The organism is Bacillus sp. BD59S, assembly GCF_007363175.1.
Taxonomy (GTDB): domain Bacteria; phylum Bacillota; class Bacilli; order Bacillales; family Bacillaceae_G; genus Bacillus_A; species Bacillus_A pacificus.
This window is the reverse complement of sequence record NZ_CP034686.1, coordinates 3964367-3980257: the sequence shown is the minus strand read 5'-3', so window position 1 is coordinate 3980257 and position 15891 is coordinate 3964367. Positions and strand designations below refer to the sequence as shown.

At 36.6% G+C, this 15891-nt stretch carries 13 protein-coding genes, 2 pseudogenes and 2 riboswitches; of the genes and pseudogenes, 10 read left to right on the top strand and 5 right to left on the bottom strand.

Annotated features, from left to right (window positions below; genetic code table 11):
- The first annotated feature begins 14 nt into the window (after positions 1-14).
- Positions 15-215 (top strand): YqgQ family protein, encoded by a 201-nt coding sequence (locus tag EKQ63_RS22895; protein WP_000253699.1) that lies wholly within the window; start codon positions 15-17, stop codon positions 213-215.
- Positions 216-234: 19 nt separating this feature from the next.
- Positions 235-1218, top strand: a complete 984-nt coding sequence (gene glcK, locus EKQ63_RS22890; protein ID WP_000391706.1) for a glucokinase — start codon at positions 235-237, stop codon at positions 1216-1218.
- A gap of 80 nt (positions 1219-1298) precedes the next feature.
- On the opposite strand, the gene EKQ63_RS22885 is transcribed toward glcK, so the two are convergent.
- Complete coding sequence (locus EKQ63_RS22885) at positions 1299-1472, bottom strand: DUF2759 domain-containing protein (RefSeq protein ID WP_000524853.1); 174 nt, start codon at positions 1470-1472, stop codon at positions 1299-1301.
- Positions 1473-1642: 170 nt separating this feature from the next.
- Between EKQ63_RS22885 and EKQ63_RS22880 the strand changes: the two genes are divergently transcribed.
- Both EKQ63_RS22880 and EKQ63_RS22875 read left to right on the top strand, forming a co-directional pair.
- On the top strand, positions 1643-2272 hold the full coding sequence (locus EKQ63_RS22880; RefSeq protein ID WP_000871248.1) for an MBL fold metallo-hydrolase: 630 nt from the start codon (positions 1643-1645) through the stop codon (positions 2270-2272).
- Between the two features lie 9 nt (positions 2273-2281).
- Positions 2282-3394, top strand: coding sequence for a class I SAM-dependent methyltransferase (locus EKQ63_RS22875; RefSeq protein ID WP_143881537.1), 1113 nt, complete (start codon positions 2282-2284; stop codon positions 3392-3394).
- A 144-nt stretch (positions 3395-3538) separates the two neighbouring features.
- Here EKQ63_RS22875 and EKQ63_RS22870 read toward each other — a convergent pair whose 3' ends face one another.
- From EKQ63_RS22870 to metI, 4 genes are all read right to left on the bottom strand, one after another.
- Positions 3539-3829: an ArsR/SmtB family transcription factor gene (locus EKQ63_RS22870; RefSeq protein WP_000894375.1), complete on the bottom strand. Its 291-nt coding sequence runs from the start codon at positions 3827-3829 to the stop codon at positions 3539-3541.
- 433 nt (positions 3830-4262) lie between these two features.
- Positions 4263-4775 (bottom strand): cysteine hydrolase family protein, encoded by a 513-nt coding sequence (locus tag EKQ63_RS22865; RefSeq protein ID WP_143881783.1) that lies wholly within the window; start codon positions 4773-4775, stop codon positions 4263-4265.
- Positions 4776-4937: 162 nt separating this feature from the next.
- Positions 4938-6101 carry a cystathionine beta-lyase gene (gene metC, locus EKQ63_RS22860; protein WP_143881536.1) on the bottom strand — a complete coding sequence of 388 codons (1164 nt, stop codon included), beginning with the start codon at positions 6099-6101 and terminating at the stop codon, positions 4938-4940.
- Positions 6098-7210 (bottom strand): cystathionine gamma-synthase/O-acetylhomoserine thiolyase, encoded by a 1113-nt coding sequence (metI, locus tag EKQ63_RS22855; protein ID WP_000103876.1) that lies wholly within the window; start codon positions 7208-7210, stop codon positions 6098-6100. Before metI ends, metC begins: the two co-directional genes overlap by 4 nt.
- Before the next feature lie 94 nt (positions 7211-7304).
- A riboswitch (SAM riboswitch) is annotated at positions 7305-7414 on the bottom strand.
- A 203-nt stretch (positions 7415-7617) separates the two neighbouring features.
- Positions 7618-7727, top strand: a riboswitch (SAM riboswitch).
- Between the two features lie 70 nt (positions 7728-7797).
- On the opposite strand from metI, the gene EKQ63_RS22850 reads away from it, so the two are divergent.
- From EKQ63_RS22850 to EKQ63_RS22825, 6 genes and pseudogenes are all read left to right on the top strand, one after another.
- A complete protein-coding gene (locus EKQ63_RS22850) occupies positions 7798-9630 on the top strand; it encodes a bifunctional homocysteine S-methyltransferase/methylenetetrahydrofolate reductase (RefSeq protein ID WP_087954288.1) in 1833 nt (610 codons plus the stop codon).
- A complete protein-coding gene (gene metH, locus EKQ63_RS22845; RefSeq protein WP_087954289.1) occupies positions 9630-13028 on the top strand; it encodes a methionine synthase in 3399 nt (1132 codons plus the stop codon). The genes EKQ63_RS22850 and metH overlap by 1 nt, the downstream gene beginning before the upstream one ends.
- An 18-nt stretch (positions 13029-13046) precedes the next feature.
- Positions 13047-13283, top strand: a pseudogene (locus tag EKQ63_RS22840) (glycosyltransferase); the annotation flags it as partial.
- Positions 13284-13331: 48 nt separating this feature from the next.
- Positions 13332-14384, top strand: a complete 1053-nt coding sequence (locus EKQ63_RS22835) for an RNA-guided endonuclease InsQ/TnpB family protein (protein ID WP_263053828.1) — start codon at positions 13332-13334, stop codon at positions 14382-14384.
- A gap of 141 nt (positions 14385-14525) precedes the next feature.
- Positions 14526-15350: pseudogene (murG, locus tag EKQ63_RS22830) on the top strand (undecaprenyldiphospho-muramoylpentapeptide beta-N-acetylglucosaminyltransferase); the annotation flags it as partial.
- Between the two features lie 243 nt (positions 15351-15593).
- Positions 15594-15854: a DUF3966 domain-containing protein gene (locus tag EKQ63_RS22825; protein ID WP_000817964.1), complete on the top strand. Its 261-nt coding sequence runs from the start codon at positions 15594-15596 to the stop codon at positions 15852-15854.
- The last annotated feature ends 37 nt before the right edge of the window (positions 15855-15891 follow it).

The window sequence follows — 15891 nt, the reverse complement described above, 5'->3', positions numbered from 1 at the left end:
TAGAGGGTGATGAAATGGTATCTATATATGATATTCAGCAATTGCTAAAGAAATTTGGTACGATTATTTATACGGGAGATCGAATTGCAGATTTACAATTAATGCAAGATGAATTGCGTGAATTAAATCAATCACAGCTAATTGATCCACAAGACTATCAAACAGCTTTATTTTTATTGAAGCAAGAAATTCAAAAAGAGCTAAATAAGAATTAGATAAAGGTAGGTAAGCAACATGGAAGAGAAATGGTTAGTTGGTGTTGACCTTGGTGGTACAACGATTAAATTAGCATTTATTAATGTATACGGTGAAATTTTACATAAGTGGGAAATCCCTACGAATACAAATGAGCAAGGAAAACATATTACACTTGATGTAGCGAAAGCTATTGATAAAAAGTTAGAAGAGTTAGGCGAATTAAAAAGTAAGTTAATCGGTATTGGTATGGGAGCTCCTGGTCCTGTACACGTGGCGTCTGGAATGATTTATGAAGCGGTTAACTTAGGATGGAAAAACTATCCGTTAAAAGATTTATTAGAAGTAGAAACAGGATTACCTGTTGTTATTGATAATGATGCGAACTTAGCAGCGCTTGGTGAAATGTGGAAAGGTGCTGGTGAAGGAGCAAAAGATTTAATTTGTATGACACTTGGCACTGGTGTTGGTGGTGGTGTAATTGCCAATGGTGAGATTGTACACGGTGTAAGCGGTGCTGCTGGTGAAATCGGACACATTACAGTCGTTACAGAAAATGCTTTCCCATGTAATTGCGGGAAGTCTGGCTGCCTAGAAACTGTAGCATCTGCAACAGGTATTGTGCGTGTTGCTATGCAAAAAATACAAGAGACTGATAAAGAAAGTATTCTACGTTCTATGTTAGCAGAAGAAGGACGTATCACATCAAAAGACGTATTTGAAGCACATGGACAAGGTGATGAACTAGCAGGCGAAGTAGTAGAAAAGGTAGCTTCTTATTTAGGATTAGCTGTAGCGAACCTTTCTAGCACGTTGAACCCAGAGAAAATCGTTATTGGCGGAGGCGTTTCTAAAGCTGGAGATGCACTATTAGAACCAATTCAACGCTATTTTGAGCAATATGCTTTCTCACGTGCTGTAAAGAGCACGAAGTTAGCTATTGCAACACTTGGTAATGATGCAGGTGTTATCGGAGGAGCTTGGCTTGTAAAAAAGCACAAATACGAAGCGAAGATGATATAAGTTGTGAAGTATGAAAAGAGGAAGGGGAAACCCTTCCTCTTTTTGTGCGAAATCTTGATGAAGACGAGCATGTAAATGAATTAAGCTGCTGGTGGGTACCCGTTATATAGAACAGTCATGATTGTAAACCATCCGAAAACGAGTACAGTTGCAATTGCAAAGCCGCCCGCGAGAAAATTCTTTTCGCGAAGTGTTCTAAGCGTAGCAAATACAGCTAACAGAGTGACAAGCGTAAAAATAATAACAAGGCCCATACAATATCCTCCTCTGTCTACCCATTCCTTAATATGAGTTTTTGGAATATTTACTCTTTTATATTGTACATGTTTTAAAAATGATTGTCGAGATAGCATCCTTTCTTTTCCTAAGAGAAAAAAATGTTGTATCATTGAAAGTAAGTTTAATAATTGGAGGAGATTTTCATATGAAATGGATACAAATGCCGTTAGGCCCATTACAAACAAATGCTTATATTTTAACGAATGAGCAAAATGAGTGTATTATCTTTGATCCTGGTCACGAAGGAGAGAAGCTCGTTACATATTTACAAGAAGAACAATTAAAGCCACTGGCTGTTTTATTAACACATGCTCACTTTGATCATATTGGTGCTGTTGATGCGGTAAGAGACGCTTTTCATATTCCTGTGTACGTACATAAAGAAGAAGCAGATTGGTTAGGAGATGCAACTGTAAATGGTTCTCAAATCTTTATGATGAATCGCAGCATTACAGCAAAACCAGCAGATCATATTATTGATGCAGAAGGTGCATTAGCAATTGGTTCATTTAACTTTGAAATTTTTGAGACACCAGGACATTCTCCAGGCAGTATTTCTTATTACTGTAAAGAGGCGAATGCTGTATTTTCTGGAGATGTATTGTTCCAAATGAGTATTGGAAGAACAGACTTACCTGGTGGAAGTTTTGCAGAATTGATTGGAAGTATTGAAGAGAAATTATTTGTATTACCTGATGAAACAGCGGTGTTATGTGGACATGGTCCAGAAACAAGCATTGGTTTTGAAAAAGAAAATAATCCATTTTTACAGTAAGGAGCTAGTATGGAGATGGAGCTCATTTTAAAAGAATGGATGGAAAAAGAAAAGGATTATTCAATTTCATACAGTACATATATGAACCTCGCATTATACGCAGAGGAACATGGATATTATATGAAAGAACGTGAAAAAATAGGAAGACAAGGGGATTTTTTTACAAGTAGCAACGTATCCTCTGTGTTTGCAAAAACCTTTGCTAAGTTTTTTATTCGTCTTGTTGAAAATGGTGAAGTTGCTCCACATATTTGTGAGATTGGTGGGGGGACAGGAAGGTTTGCCTATGATGTTTTACAAGAATGGAAGCAATTATCACCGGAAACCTTTATTGATTTAAACTATTCGATAATTGAAATGAGCCCTTTTCATAGAAAATTGCAGCAAAAAACTCTTTGTTCGTTTTCTAATGTGTCATATTATACGTCGCATAGTGAAATGGGAGAATCGTTCGAGGGGATTCTTTTTTCGAATGAGTTATTTGATGCATTTCCTGTTGAAGTAATTGAGAAGAGAAATGGAATATTGTATGAAGTACGTGTTACGTACACAGAGGAAGGGAAACTTGCAGAAGTATGTAGGCCGTTACATAAAAGAATTGGTCGATACTTATTGAAATATAATATTCATCTTGCTGAAGGTCAGCGTTTTGAAGTGCCGATTGCGATGGAAGAATATATAAAAGAAATTGCGAAATGGTTTCAACGAGGTTTATGTATTACAGTTGATTATGGATATACAAAAGAAGAATGGATGCATCCTGCACATCAAGAAGGTAGTTTACGAGGATATTACGAGCATAAGTTAATTCGTAATCCTTTAGCGTATCCAGGTGAAATGGATCTTACTACTCATATTCATTGGGACGAACTGAAAGAAATGTTTAGCCTGCAAGGTATGGATATGGTATGGCATAAGAAACAATCTGAGTTTTTGTTAGCGGCAGGAATACTAGAGCTGCTTACGAATCATCAAGATAGGGATCCTTTTTCTGAAATTCAAAAACAAAATCGTGCAGTTCATTCTATGATTTTGAGCGGAGGATTAGGGAGTGCATGTGATGTTGTTATACATACGAAACATATGCAACAGTTACACTTGGATCGGTATTTGAAAATATAAAAAAACAAGACACAGCATAGTTCTGTGTCTTGTTTTTTAATACGACTTATGTAGCATCATATATTTCCTCTCATGATATATATTTATATTAAAGATATGAGATAAAAAATATAAAATACGTCCTTTTTCTCTGTCTATGAGTCCCTAACCCAATAATACGCGAACGAGTTGAATAATTGTTTCGTTTTCTACTTTGTAATAAATTTCTAATCCTTTTCTTTCACTTGAAACGATTTTAGCACTTTTTAACTTTGCTAAATGCTGTGAAATTGTAGATTGTGGCATGTTTAAGCCAGTGTACATTGTAGAAACGTTGCTTGGACCACGTTCAATTAATCCTTTTACAATACATAAGCGAACAGGATGAGCAAGTACTTTCAATAATTCTGCATTGCTTTCATATAGTTCTATTTCTTTTTGAAAGGTTTCTAACATGTTCTTTTCCACCTCCGTGTGAGCTGTTATACCATACTATACATACCAAAAAATTAAAGAAAAGAAAACAGTTGTTGCAGAAAAACATTCCTAAAGTAAAGAAATTGTAAGAAAAGAGACCCTGATGTAAATAAAGTAGATAATTTAGCACGGTTTTGTAAAATGACATTTTTGGGTGAAAATTTCGATGCGTTTTAAAAATTGAAAGATATAGATATATTTGTAACACAATTTTATCATGATTTTCTTATTCTTTCAAATGAATATACAAAATTTTTAAAATAATATGACAAAGGAATTATAATGTTATATATAGAATATAAAACAGGTTAAAAGAAAAGAAGCCGAATGTAGTCAGCTTCTTTATGGTGAAAATGAAATGTTTGAATATAGCTGATAAATCTTAGAATTACCAAGACGTTAGTTATGTATTCTAGATTTCATCTTTCATCAATTTTAAAAATCTGTGGTTCCATATATTTTCATAAAAATCAATTGTCTCTTTTGCGGACATAAATGGATTATTTAACGTAGAGGTTGCTTTCTGGACCATGAAGTTTTCGTACCCTAGTCCATGGGCAAATTTAATCGTGGTATCCATACAGTACTCTGTTTGAGCACCACAAAATTCAATACGATGTACAGATAATTGATCTAAAATCTCTTTCAAGTTTGTGTTATAAAAAGAATTGGCATGTGTTTTTCTTACAAAAAAATCTTGTTTTTGAACATCTAAATCTGAATGAATAGCCCAAAGTTCTTTTTCAGGTACTAAATCATCATCACAATGTTGAACGAAAAGAATTGGTTTATTTGATTTTCTATATGAAGAAATTCTTTTATTTACTTTTGTAAGTAAATTTTGTAAATTAAATAAATGCCCCTCACTATAACATACTCCATTTTGTAAATCGATAACGATTAAAACATCTGCACATGTATCCATTATTTTTGCCCCTTTTTTACTTCTTAATATATCAATTAATTCATTACTTGAAAATAGATAGTGATCTGTCATTTTTTTATGAATTATACGAAGGGGTGAAAAATATACTTATCAGCGTAAAAAAGAAGATATGATAACTTAATTTCATATCTTCTCTGCTCTCTATGCATTTACAGGCTCTTCTACATAAGAAAGGGCATTTTCAAAATCGGATATTAAATCGTCAACATTTTCAAGACCGACGGATAGCCGAAGTAATGAATTTGAAATACCTCTTTCATCACGGGCTTCTTGCGATAGTGCTGCATGTGACATTTTAGCTGGGTAGGAAAGGATCGATTCGACAGCCCCTAAACTAACCGCAAAGACAGGTAATTTTACTTTTGATAAAAATTGGCGAAGTGCGTCTTCTGATTGTAAAGTGAAAGATAGGACAGCTCCTGCTGATGTAGCTTGAGATTGTTGAATGTTAAATCCAAGATGTGTGTGTAATCCTGGATAATAGACATTTTGAACTTTAGCGTGCTCTTGTAAATAGTGTGCAATTTTATTGGCATTAGCAGCTGAATGCTCAAGACGTACATGCAATGTTTTTAGACCGCGAAGTACGAGAGAACAATCTTGCGGGCCTAGAATAGCGCCGAATGAATTTTGTAAAAAGCCAAGTTTTTGAGCGAGATCGGCATCTTTTACAACTGCTAATCCGGCAGTAACATCACTATGACCGGCAATGAATTTTGTGGCACTATGAAGAATGACATCAGCGCCAAGGTCAAGTGGTTTCTGGAATAGTGGTGTCAAAAATGTATTATCAACAAAAGTAAGGGCGCCAATAGATTTTGCAAGTTTAGAAACAGCACGAATATCTGTCACTTTTAAAAGTGGATTGGAAGGTGTTTCTACATAAAAGAGTTTTGTATTTGGCTTAATGTTTTGCTTTATTTCTTCTAAATTGGTCATATCAACAAATGTATGTGAAACACCGTAACGGGAGAGAACTTCAGTTATCATTCGATAAGTCCCTCCGTATACGTCTTCTGAAATGAGTACGTGATCACCTTGTGAAAGGAGGAGGAATGCAGTAGAAATCGCTGCAATTCCTGATGCGAAGGCAAATCCTTTTGTTCCGCCTTCTAATAAAGCAATGATGTCTTCAAGAGCTTCACGAGTTGGATTGCCTGACCTGCTATAGTCATATTTCCCGAACGTATCTACATCAAATTGGTGAAATGTTGATGTGTTATAGATAGGAACGTTAACAGCTCCTGTTTGCGAGTCATGTTTATATTGGTTGTGCAGTAAGAGTGTATCTATAGAATAATTCATATTCTTACACCTTCTTTTACAAGTTTAACGGCTTGCTGTAAGTCTTGAATTAAATCGTTACTATTTTCAATGCCAACGGAAAATCGAAGAAGACGATTACATACACCGTTTGCTGTTCTAATTTCTTCTGGAATATCAGCGTGTGTTTGCGTTGCTGGATATGTCATTAAACTTTCAACACCACCGAGACTTTCAGCAAATGTAATTAAGGATAAAGATTGTAAGAATGGATTAATCCATGTTTCATCTTTCAGACGAAATGAGATCATGCCGCCTCTTCCAGGATAAAATACATCTGTCACCCCGTCCTCATCATTTAAATAAGCAACAACTGCTTTTGCATTTTCTTCATGTTGTCTCATGCGAAGCGCTAGCGTTTTCATACCACGAATCAATAGCCATGAGTCAAATGGACTTAAGACCGCACCAGAGGCATTGTGATAATGAGCGATTTCCTCACAAAGTTCCTTTCCTTTTGCAACGACAAGTCCGCTTAGTACATCGTTATGACCACCTAAATATTTCGTTGCGCTATGAAGTACGATATCGGCACCTTCTGTTAATGGCTGTTGTATATAAGGCGTGTAGAATGTGTTGTCTACAATAAGAAGTAGTCCGTGTCTTTTCGCTACAGTTGCGACAGCGGCAATATCGGTAACTTGCATTAATGGATTAGTTGGAGTTTCTATGAAAATAGCCTTCGTTTTCGTTGTGATGGCTTGCTCAATTTGTTTAATAGATTGTGTATTTACGTATCTACATCGAACATTCCACTTTTTTTCGTGCTCAGAAAATAATCGATAAGTGCCACCGTATAAATCTTCGGAAACAATAAGTTCGTCCCCAGAGCGGAATAGGGAAAGAACAAGAAGAACGGCTGCCATCCCTGAACTACAGGCATAACCTTGTTCGCCGCATTCTAAGTCTGCGATTGCCTGTTCTAATAGGCCGCGCGTTGGATTTCCAGTTCGTGAATAATCAAATCCAGTAGATTTACCAATTCCTTCGTGACGATAAGCAGTTGAAAAATAAACAGGTGGATTAACAGTTCCTGTTGTAGTTTCACTCCGGTTTCCGATTTGCGCTAGTTTTGTTTCGATAGTTGACATGTGAAAATTCCTCCTTTTTAAATTGAACCATTAATTGAATATAAAATAAAAAAAGCCTTCTAAGAAGAAGGCTTTCGGTTTGAATAGAGTCTTCTTCTCATCTGTCAAATCTTTCACAATTTGCTGGAATTAGCACCTTATTAACAAATGTTAATGGTTGCTGAGGCGTCATAGGGCCAGTCCCTCTACCTCTCTAGATAAGAATGTTCGTATGAAATTTTATTATGGTTTTAACTTTACAACAAAAGATAATTGAATTGCAACTTTATTTTAAATGATTTTTATTTTTCCGCAAGTGTCATTGACTTTTGTATTTGTGCGTGCTAAATTTATAAAAAAATTAACAAACATTGTTAAAAGGGGAACGCATTTCCTTTTAGCTACATAAATAAAATAATAAAGACAAACTCTTATTGAGAGCGGTGGAGGGAAAGGCCCTGTGAAACCCGGCAACCTTCAAACGAAATGTTTGAAACGGTGCTAATACCTGCAAAACGAATGTTTTGCATAATAAGAGGAGGATCGATTATGTCCCCCTCTTCAAAGTGAAGAGGGGGTTTTTATATTGATAGAAATGAGGGAGATTTGTGAAATTGCTAGATTTATTATCAAAAGGAATTGTAATAGGTGATGGTGCGGTTGGGACGTTATTACATTCACATGGTTTGCAAAGTAGTTTTGAAGAATTGAATATATCTGATCCAGATTTAATTATATCGATTCATAAGCAATATGTAGCGGCTGGGGCAGATGTGATTCAAACAAATACGTACGGAGCAAATGAAGCGAAATTACGTATGTATGGATTAGAAAATCAAGTTACTAAAATTAATAGAGCGGCAGTAAAACTGGCGAAAGCATCTGTTACAGACAGAAATGCAATTTTAGGCACAATTGGTGGTATGAAACATATCGGGGCGGTTACGACAACTGATATGGAGCGAGAATTTATGTTACTGGAACAGGCAAGTGCATTATTAGAAGAACAGGTTGATGGACTGCTATTAGAGACTTTTTATGATGAGTTTGAATTACTTCATGCTGTTCAGGTGTTACGAAAAGAAACGAATATTCCAATTGTAGCGCAATTGGCGTTACATGAGGCGGGTACGACTCAAAATGGAAATGATGTAAATGAAATATTAAAACAGCTTTTAGATTACGGTGCAAATGTTGTTGGATTGAACTGCCAACTAGGGCCACTTCATATGACGGAAGCTTTTAAAATGATATCGATTCCGAAAAATGGTTACTTGTCAGCATATCCAAATGCAGGTCTCCCAAATTATGTGGAGGGACGCTACGTATATGAGGGAAGTCCAGCTTATTTCGAAGCGATGACACCGAAATTTATTGAGCAAGGTATTCGGTTATTGGGTGGTTGCTGTGGCACGACTCCAGAACATATTGAAAGTATGAAACGTGCTACTCTAAATGTTACGCCTGTAATAGAAAAGGATACGGTTCAAAGACCAAAAGTAGTTCATACACATGAGAAACGTTCAAAAGCTCATGTCACTTTAGCAGAGAAAGCAAAAAAACAAACGACAGTCGTAGTGGAATTAGATCCACCAAAAACGTTAGATACGCAGCGATTTTTTGAAGGCGCAAGAGCATTGAAAAGAGCTGGAGCAGATGCTATTACACTAGCAGATAATTCATTAGCATCGCCTCGTATCTCGAATATGGCAATGGGAGCATTATTAACGAAGCATGATATTCCGGTATTGACGCACTTAACATGTAGAGACCATAACGTCATCGGACTACAATCTCACTTACTAGGTCTATCAGCATTAGGTATGGAAGAAGTGTTAGCTTTAACTGGAGATCCAGCGCGTGTTGGTGATTTTCCAGGTGCCACTTCTGTATATGATTTATCCTCTATTGAGCTCATTAAAATGATTAAAGAAATGAATGATGGGCGCTCTATTTTAGGGAAATCCATTGGACCGGCAACAAGGTTTTCTGTGGGCGGTGCATTTAACCCGCATGTAAGACATTTAAAAGCAGCGGTTAAGCGAATGGAACGGAAAATAGATGCTGGAGCGGAATACTTCTTAACGCAGCCAATTTACGATATCGCGTTAATTGAAGAAGTGTATGAGGCGACAAAGCATTTGGAACAGCCTATTTTTATTGGGATTATGCCATTAATAAGTAAACGGAATGCAGATTTCCTTCATTTTGAGGTGCCAGGCATTACGCTGCCTGACGTAGTAAGGGAGAGAATGGATGGGCATGAAACGAAAGAGGCAGCAATTGAGGAAGGAGTTCGCATTTCACAAGAACTAATTGATGCGGCGATGAAATATTTTAACGGCATTTATCTTATTACACCATTTCTAAAATATGAAATTACAGAACATCTTGTTAAATATGTGAGAGAAAAGCAAGAAGTGAAAGAAGGTATTAATTGATGAAATGTATAGAAGAAAAATTACAAAATAACATCTTAATATTAGATGGTGCAATGGGAACGATGATCCAGCAAGAGGACTTAACTGCGGAAGATTTCGGAGGAGAGGAGTACGAAGGTTGTAATGAGTATTTAGTAGAAACAAGACCAGATGTTATTTTAAAGATTCATAAAGCTTATATTGAAGCTGGAGCGGATATTATTGAAACAAATACATTTGGGGCGACAAATATTGTACTAAGTGATTATGAGTTATCTCATTTAGACGAGGAGCTAAATGAGAAGGCAGCGCGTTTAGCGAAGCAAGCAGTCGAAGAAAGCGGGAAGGAAGTATATGTTGCGGGAGCAATGGGACCGACAACGAAAGCGATTAGTGTTACTGGTGGTGTGACGTTTGAAGAATTAATTGAAGCTTATACCCGGCAGGCAAGAGGATTGTTGAAAGGAGGAGTGGATGTATTACTCGTTGAGACGAGTCAAGATATGCGTAACGTGAAGGCTGCTTATATTGGAATTCAAGCGGCTTTTGATGAACTAAATACAATTGTACCTATCATGATTTCGGGAACGATTGAACCAATGGGAACGACCTTAGCTGGGCAAACAATTGAGGCTTTTTACTTATCGGTAGAACATATGAAGCCATTATCTGTTGGATTAAACTGTGCGACTGGCCCGGAGTTTATGAGAGACCATATTCGTTCTCTATCTGATTTATCGGAATGTTACATTTCTTGTTATCCAAATGCAGGTCTTCCTGATGAAGATGGACATTATCATGAATCTCCATCTTCTCTCGCCGAAAAGGTGAAGCGATTTGCTGAAGAAGGATGGGTTAATATTATCGGTGGTTGTTGTGGTACAACACCAGAACATATAAAAGCAATGAAATCCGCATTAACGTCTCTTAAACCTCGTGAACAGCAAGAGAGAGTGGGACATGGGGTTAGTGGATTAGAGGCACTGCAATATGATGACTCTATGAGACCGTTATTTGTTGGTGAAAGAACAAATGTTATTGGATCACGTAAATTTAAACGATTAGTAGCAGAAGGGAAATTTGAAGAGGCTGCTGAAATCGCTAGAGCGCAAGTGAAGAAAAATGCTCATATTATTGATATTTGTATGGCAGACCCGGACCGCGATGAAATAGAAGATATGGAAAACTTCTTGGCAGAAGTTACGAAAGTGTTAAAAGTACCGATTATGATTGACTCAACAGATGAACATGTGATGGAGCGAGCTCTTACTTATATTCAAGGAAAAGCTGTTATTAATTCAATTAATTTAGAAGATGGAGAAGAGCGATTTAAAAAAGTGACACCGCTTCTTCGGAAATATGGTGCTGCAATTGTAGTTGGAACAATCGATGAAGATGGAATGGCAGTAAGTGCGGAAAGAAAACTAGAAATTGCGAAAAGAAGTTATGAGTTATTGACGACGAAATATGGTATACGCCCGTCAGATATTATTTTTGATGCACTTGTATTTCCTGTAGGGACAGGTGATGAAGAGTATATTGGCTCGGCGGCTGCGACGATAGAAGGGATTCGCCTTATTAAAGAAGCATTACCAGAGTGTTTAACGATTTTAGGTGTAAGTAACATATCATTTGGTTTACCACCAGCTGGCCGCGAAGTGTTAAATTCCGTCTTTTTATATCATGCAACGAAAGCAGGGTTAGATTACGCGATTGTAAATACGGAAAAATTAGAGCGCTATGCGTCAATTCCTGATGAAGAAAAACGCCTTGCAGATGCATTATTATTTGAAACGACGAAAGAGACGTTAGAAGAATTTACAAACTTTTACCGAGTCGCCAAAAAGAAAGATGTCGTTGTGCAAGAAACGTTGACTCTTGATGAACGACTAGCAAATTATATTGTGGAAGGTACGAAACAAGGTTTACACGAAGATTTAAGTCTCGCACTTACAGAAGGAAGGAAACCTCTTGATATTATTAATGGTCCGCTTATGACAGGAATGGATGAGGTAGGAAGATTATTTAATAATAATGAGCTTATCGTTGCTGAAGTATTGCAAAGTGCTGAAAGTATGAAAGCTGCTGTAAGTTATTTAGAGCCGCATATGGAATCTAGCGATAGTGCGAAAAAAGGGAAAGTATTATTAGCAACTGTTAAAGGTGACGTACATGATATTGGGAAAAATCTTGTTGAAATTATTTTAGCGAATAATGGATATGAGATTATTAATTTAGGAATCAATGTTCGCTCCGATCGAATTGTGCAAGAAGTACAAGAAAAGAAGCCGGATATTATTGGGCTTTCTGGTTTACTAGTAAAATCAGCGCAACAAATGGTAACGACTGCTGAAGATTTAAAAGCAGCGGATATTGATATTCCAATCGTTGTAGGCGGGGCAGCGTTAACGAGAAAGTTTACAGATAATCGTATTTCGCCATCCTATAAAGGGCTCGTATGTTATGCGAGTGATGCAATGACTGGTCTTGATATTATTAATAAGCTTCAAAAAGAAGAAGAGCGTGAGAAGATGAAACAAGATAAAAAAGAACGTCATCTTCATATCGTAACAAAAGAAGAGAAGAAAGTAGAAATTCCAGCAGTAATTGAGCCATTACCGAAGGCTGAGGTTATCGTGCCTGATTCAACAAAACGAATTGTATTACGCGATATTCCCGCCCTTCATCTCGCTCCATTTTTAAATAGACAAATGCTACTTGGACATCACCTTGGATTAAAAGGAAGTGTGAAGAAGCTTTTGCAAGAGGGAGATAAAAGAGCACATGAATTAAATGATTTAATAGACGAATTATTGCAGGAAGGACAATCTTGGTTAAAGCCGAAAGCAGTGTATCAATTTTTCCCAGCGCAAAGCGACGGAAAAAATATTGTAATATATGATCCAGAAGATCATGCGCGTGTTATAGAGCGTTTCACATTCCCAAGACAAGGAAAAGCACCATATCGTACTTTAGGTGATTATTTACGCCCAGTTGGAGATGAGATGGACTACGTTGCTTTCCTATCTGTTACGGTTGGAGAAGGTGTTCGTGACATTGCTGAAGAGTGGAAAGCGAAAGGTGATTATTTACGCAGTCATGCCATTCAATCGTTAGCGCTCGAACTAGCAGAAGGACTTGCTGAAAAGACACATATGCTTATTCGTGATCGTTGGGGTATTCCAGATTCACCAGAACTGACAATGGAAGAACGTTTCCGTACAAAATATAGAGGGATACGCGTGTCCTTCGGTTATCCAGCATGTCCAGAACTCGCGGATCAAGAAAAATTATTTCGACTTATTCATCCAGAAGAAATAGGCATTTCATTAACGGAAGGATTTATGATGGAGCCAGAAGCATCTGTAACGGCTATGGTATTTTCTCACCCTGAGGCAAGATATTTTAGTGTATTATAGTGTAGAAGGGGGAGACGTATGAAGAAAATAGTCTTTACAGGTGGCGGTTCGGCAGGGCATGTAACACCTAATTTAGCCATCATTCCGCATTTACAAGAACAAAATTGGGATATTTCTTATATTGGTTCTCATCAAGGAATTGAGAAAACAATTATAGAAAAGGAAGGCATTCCGTACTATAGTATTGCGAGCGGAAAGCTACGCCGTTATTTTGATTTGAAAAATATAAAAGATCCATTTCTTGTGATGAAGGGTAACTAACTGTTACGATTTATTTAACCAATTATAACGAAAGTTAATTAAATATTCGCTTATAACTATTGTAAAAGAATGAGTGATAGATACTATAAGCTATTTGGAAAATCTGTTTCACAGTTAGCTTTACAGAAACGATTTACAAAGATCAAGAAGCGAAAGAGATATGAGTGGTTACAAGACATTAATGCACAAGTTCCTAAACAGGCTTCAAAAGATTTTGATACGGCGAGAAAAAATTCGTTCAAAAAGTACAAAAATGGTTATCACACTTCTTATAAATCTAAAAAAGATGTAATCCAAGGATTTTATGCCAATTATGAAAGGCTGATTATAGGAAAGAAAGTCGTTCATATTCAGTCTATTGGAGAAGTGAAAACAAGCCAACAACTACCAAGAAATAAAAAACCATCCAATCCAAGAGTTACATTTGATGGTCGTCACTGGTGGATTAGTATGGGGTTCCAAGAAGATTTTGAATCACAAGAACTAACCAATGAGTCAATCGGTGTGGATGTTGGTTTAAAAGAGCTGTTTGTAGCTTCTAATGGTACGAAAGAACGAAATATAAACAAAGACGCCAAGGTTAAAAAACTTTTGAAAAGGAAAAAGTCAGCGCAAAGAGATATGTCTAGGAGATTTAAAAAAGGTGTAAAAATTCAATCTGCTGGATATGAAAAAGCAAAAATCGAGAACCTGCGGTTATCTAGGAAAATTATGAATATCCGAAATAACCATATCCATCAAGCAACAGCTAAATTGGTGAAAACCAAACCAATGAGAATGGTTGTGGAAGACTTATCTATCTCAAACCTGTTAAAAAACAAAAAACTATCGAAAGCATTTTCATTTCAAAAATTACACTTCTTCTTTCAATGTTTATCATACAAGTGCGAGAAGTATGGCATTGCGTATGTAAAAGCTGATAAATGGTTCGCTTCAAGCAAGATTTGCTCATGTTGCGGAGTTAAATACGACCATTCAGTTCAACCAGAAGGACAGTGGAGTTTAAAAATACGTGAGTGGTGTTGTGCTTCATGCAATAGCCATCACGATAGGGATGTAAATGCTGCGATAAATTTATCAAGATGGGTAAAATAAATGCTTGATAATAGGAGGTAACGATACTGCCTCGTGTGGAGTGTTATACCCCTCGTCCCTTTGGGGCTGCGAGAACACGATGAAGCACTAACTCGTGTAAATTTGATTGAATTGTATAGATTTAGTTAAGTTTATCGTATCGGTGTTATGGATGCATATGTAAGAATTCGAAAACTAAAACCGGATGTGATTTTTTCAAAAGGTGGTTTCGTATCTGTACCAGTCGTAATTGGAGGATGGTTAAACAGGGTACCAGTTTTATTACATGAATCTGATATGACGCCAGGACTAGCAAACAAAATTGCGCTCCGTTTCGCTTCGAAAATATTTGTTACATTTGAAGAAGCTGCGAAACATTTACCGAAAGAAAAAGTAATCTATACAGGTTCTCCTGTACGTGAAGAAGTACTAAAGGGAAATCGTGAAAAAGGTTTAGCATTTTTAGGCTTTTCACGTAAAAAGCCAGTTATTACAATCATGGGAGGAAGTTTGGGCGCAAAAAAAATTAATGAAACGGTTCGAGAAGCGTTACCAGAACTTCTGAAAAAATATCAAATTGTTCACCTTTGCGGAAAAGGTAATCTTGATGATAGTTTACAAAATAAAGAAGGATATAGACAATTTGAGTATGTACACGGAGAATTGCCAGATATATTAGCGATAACAGATTTTGTTATTTCACGTGCGGGCTCTAATGCCATTTTTGAGTTTTTAACATTGCAAAAGCCGATGGTCTTAATTCCACTATCGAAATTTGCAAGTCGTGGAGATCAAATACTAAATGCGGAGTCTTTTGAGAGACAAGGATATGCTTCCGTATTGTATGAAGAAGATGTGACTGTGAAATCTCTTATAAAGCATGTCGAAGAATTAAATCAAAATAATGAAATGTATAAAACAGCTCTAAAAAAATATAATGGAAAAGAAGCAATTCAAACAATCATTCAACATATTTCAGAGGCATGATGAAACAATCATGCCTCTTTTAATAGGGTGAAAGATTCCAAGAAACGGTGTTTTTATGTTACAATAAAGTGAAACTTTAATCAGTGGGAGGTTCACCCCCACTGATTATTAGTTGAACCAATCGGGCTTTTACGGGCAGTTAATCCCCCACCTAACTTCTTTGTGTTCGCTGAATTTTGAGGTGGGGGGTCGTACTGCCCGTTAATGCGGGGTAACAAATGGTTAGTAGGGAAATTCCGATTAATGAAGCGTGAAAATACGAATGGATTAGGAGTGACTGTGTTGGAGCTAAGTCTCTATGAAAATACTGCACTTATTATATGCTTTGTGTTGTACGTTGGTAGTGTTATTGTTTATATTTCAAGGAAGTTTTCGCAAGAAAGAGAGCTTGAAAAATCAGAAATAACAGCTGAACTAGAAATGTTAGCTGATGAAAGTTATAAAAAACAAAAAATAAAAGAAGACCATGAGGCATCCCATCATTTAAACGCAAATAAGTTTTAAAGATGGGGATTTTTTTTGAAGTTATTCTTTATTATGT

What these genes read in the sequence shown, in the direction of transcription:
- EKQ63_RS22880 (WP_000871248.1), top strand. Translation starts at nt 1,643, where the DNA reads ATGAAATGGATACAAATGCCGTTAGGCCCATTACAAACAAATGCTTAT.
- EKQ63_RS22825 (WP_000817964.1), top strand. Translation starts at nt 15,594, where the DNA reads ATGAAGCGTGAAAATACGAATGGATTAGGAGTGACTGTGTTGGAGCTA.
- metC (WP_143881536.1), bottom strand. Translation starts at nt 6,101, where the DNA reads ATGAATTATTCTATAGATACACTCTTACTGCACAACCAATATAAACAT.
- EKQ63_RS22885 (WP_000524853.1), bottom strand. Translation starts at nt 1,472, where the DNA reads ATGGGCCTTGTTATTATTTTTACGCTTGTCACTCTGTTAGCTGTATTT.
- glcK (WP_000391706.1), top strand. Translation starts at nt 235, where the DNA reads ATGGAAGAGAAATGGTTAGTTGGTGTTGACCTTGGTGGTACAACGATT.
- metH (WP_087954289.1), top strand. Translation starts at nt 9,630, where the DNA reads ATGAAATGTATAGAAGAAAAATTACAAAATAACATCTTAATATTAGAT.
- EKQ63_RS22875 (WP_143881537.1), top strand. Translation starts at nt 2,282, where the DNA reads ATGGAGATGGAGCTCATTTTAAAAGAATGGATGGAAAAAGAAAAGGAT.
- metI (WP_000103876.1), bottom strand. Translation starts at nt 7,210, where the DNA reads ATGTCAACTATCGAAACAAAACTAGCGCAAATCGGAAACCGGAGTGAA.
- EKQ63_RS22895 (WP_000253699.1), top strand. Translation starts at nt 15, where the DNA reads ATGGTATCTATATATGATATTCAGCAATTGCTAAAGAAATTTGGTACG.
- EKQ63_RS22865 (WP_143881783.1), bottom strand. Translation starts at nt 4,775, where the DNA reads ATGGATACATGTGCAGATGTTTTAATCGTTATCGATTTACAAAATGGA.
- EKQ63_RS22870 (WP_000894375.1), bottom strand. Translation starts at nt 3,829, where the DNA reads ATGTTAGAAACCTTTCAAAAAGAAATAGAACTATATGAAAGCAATGCA.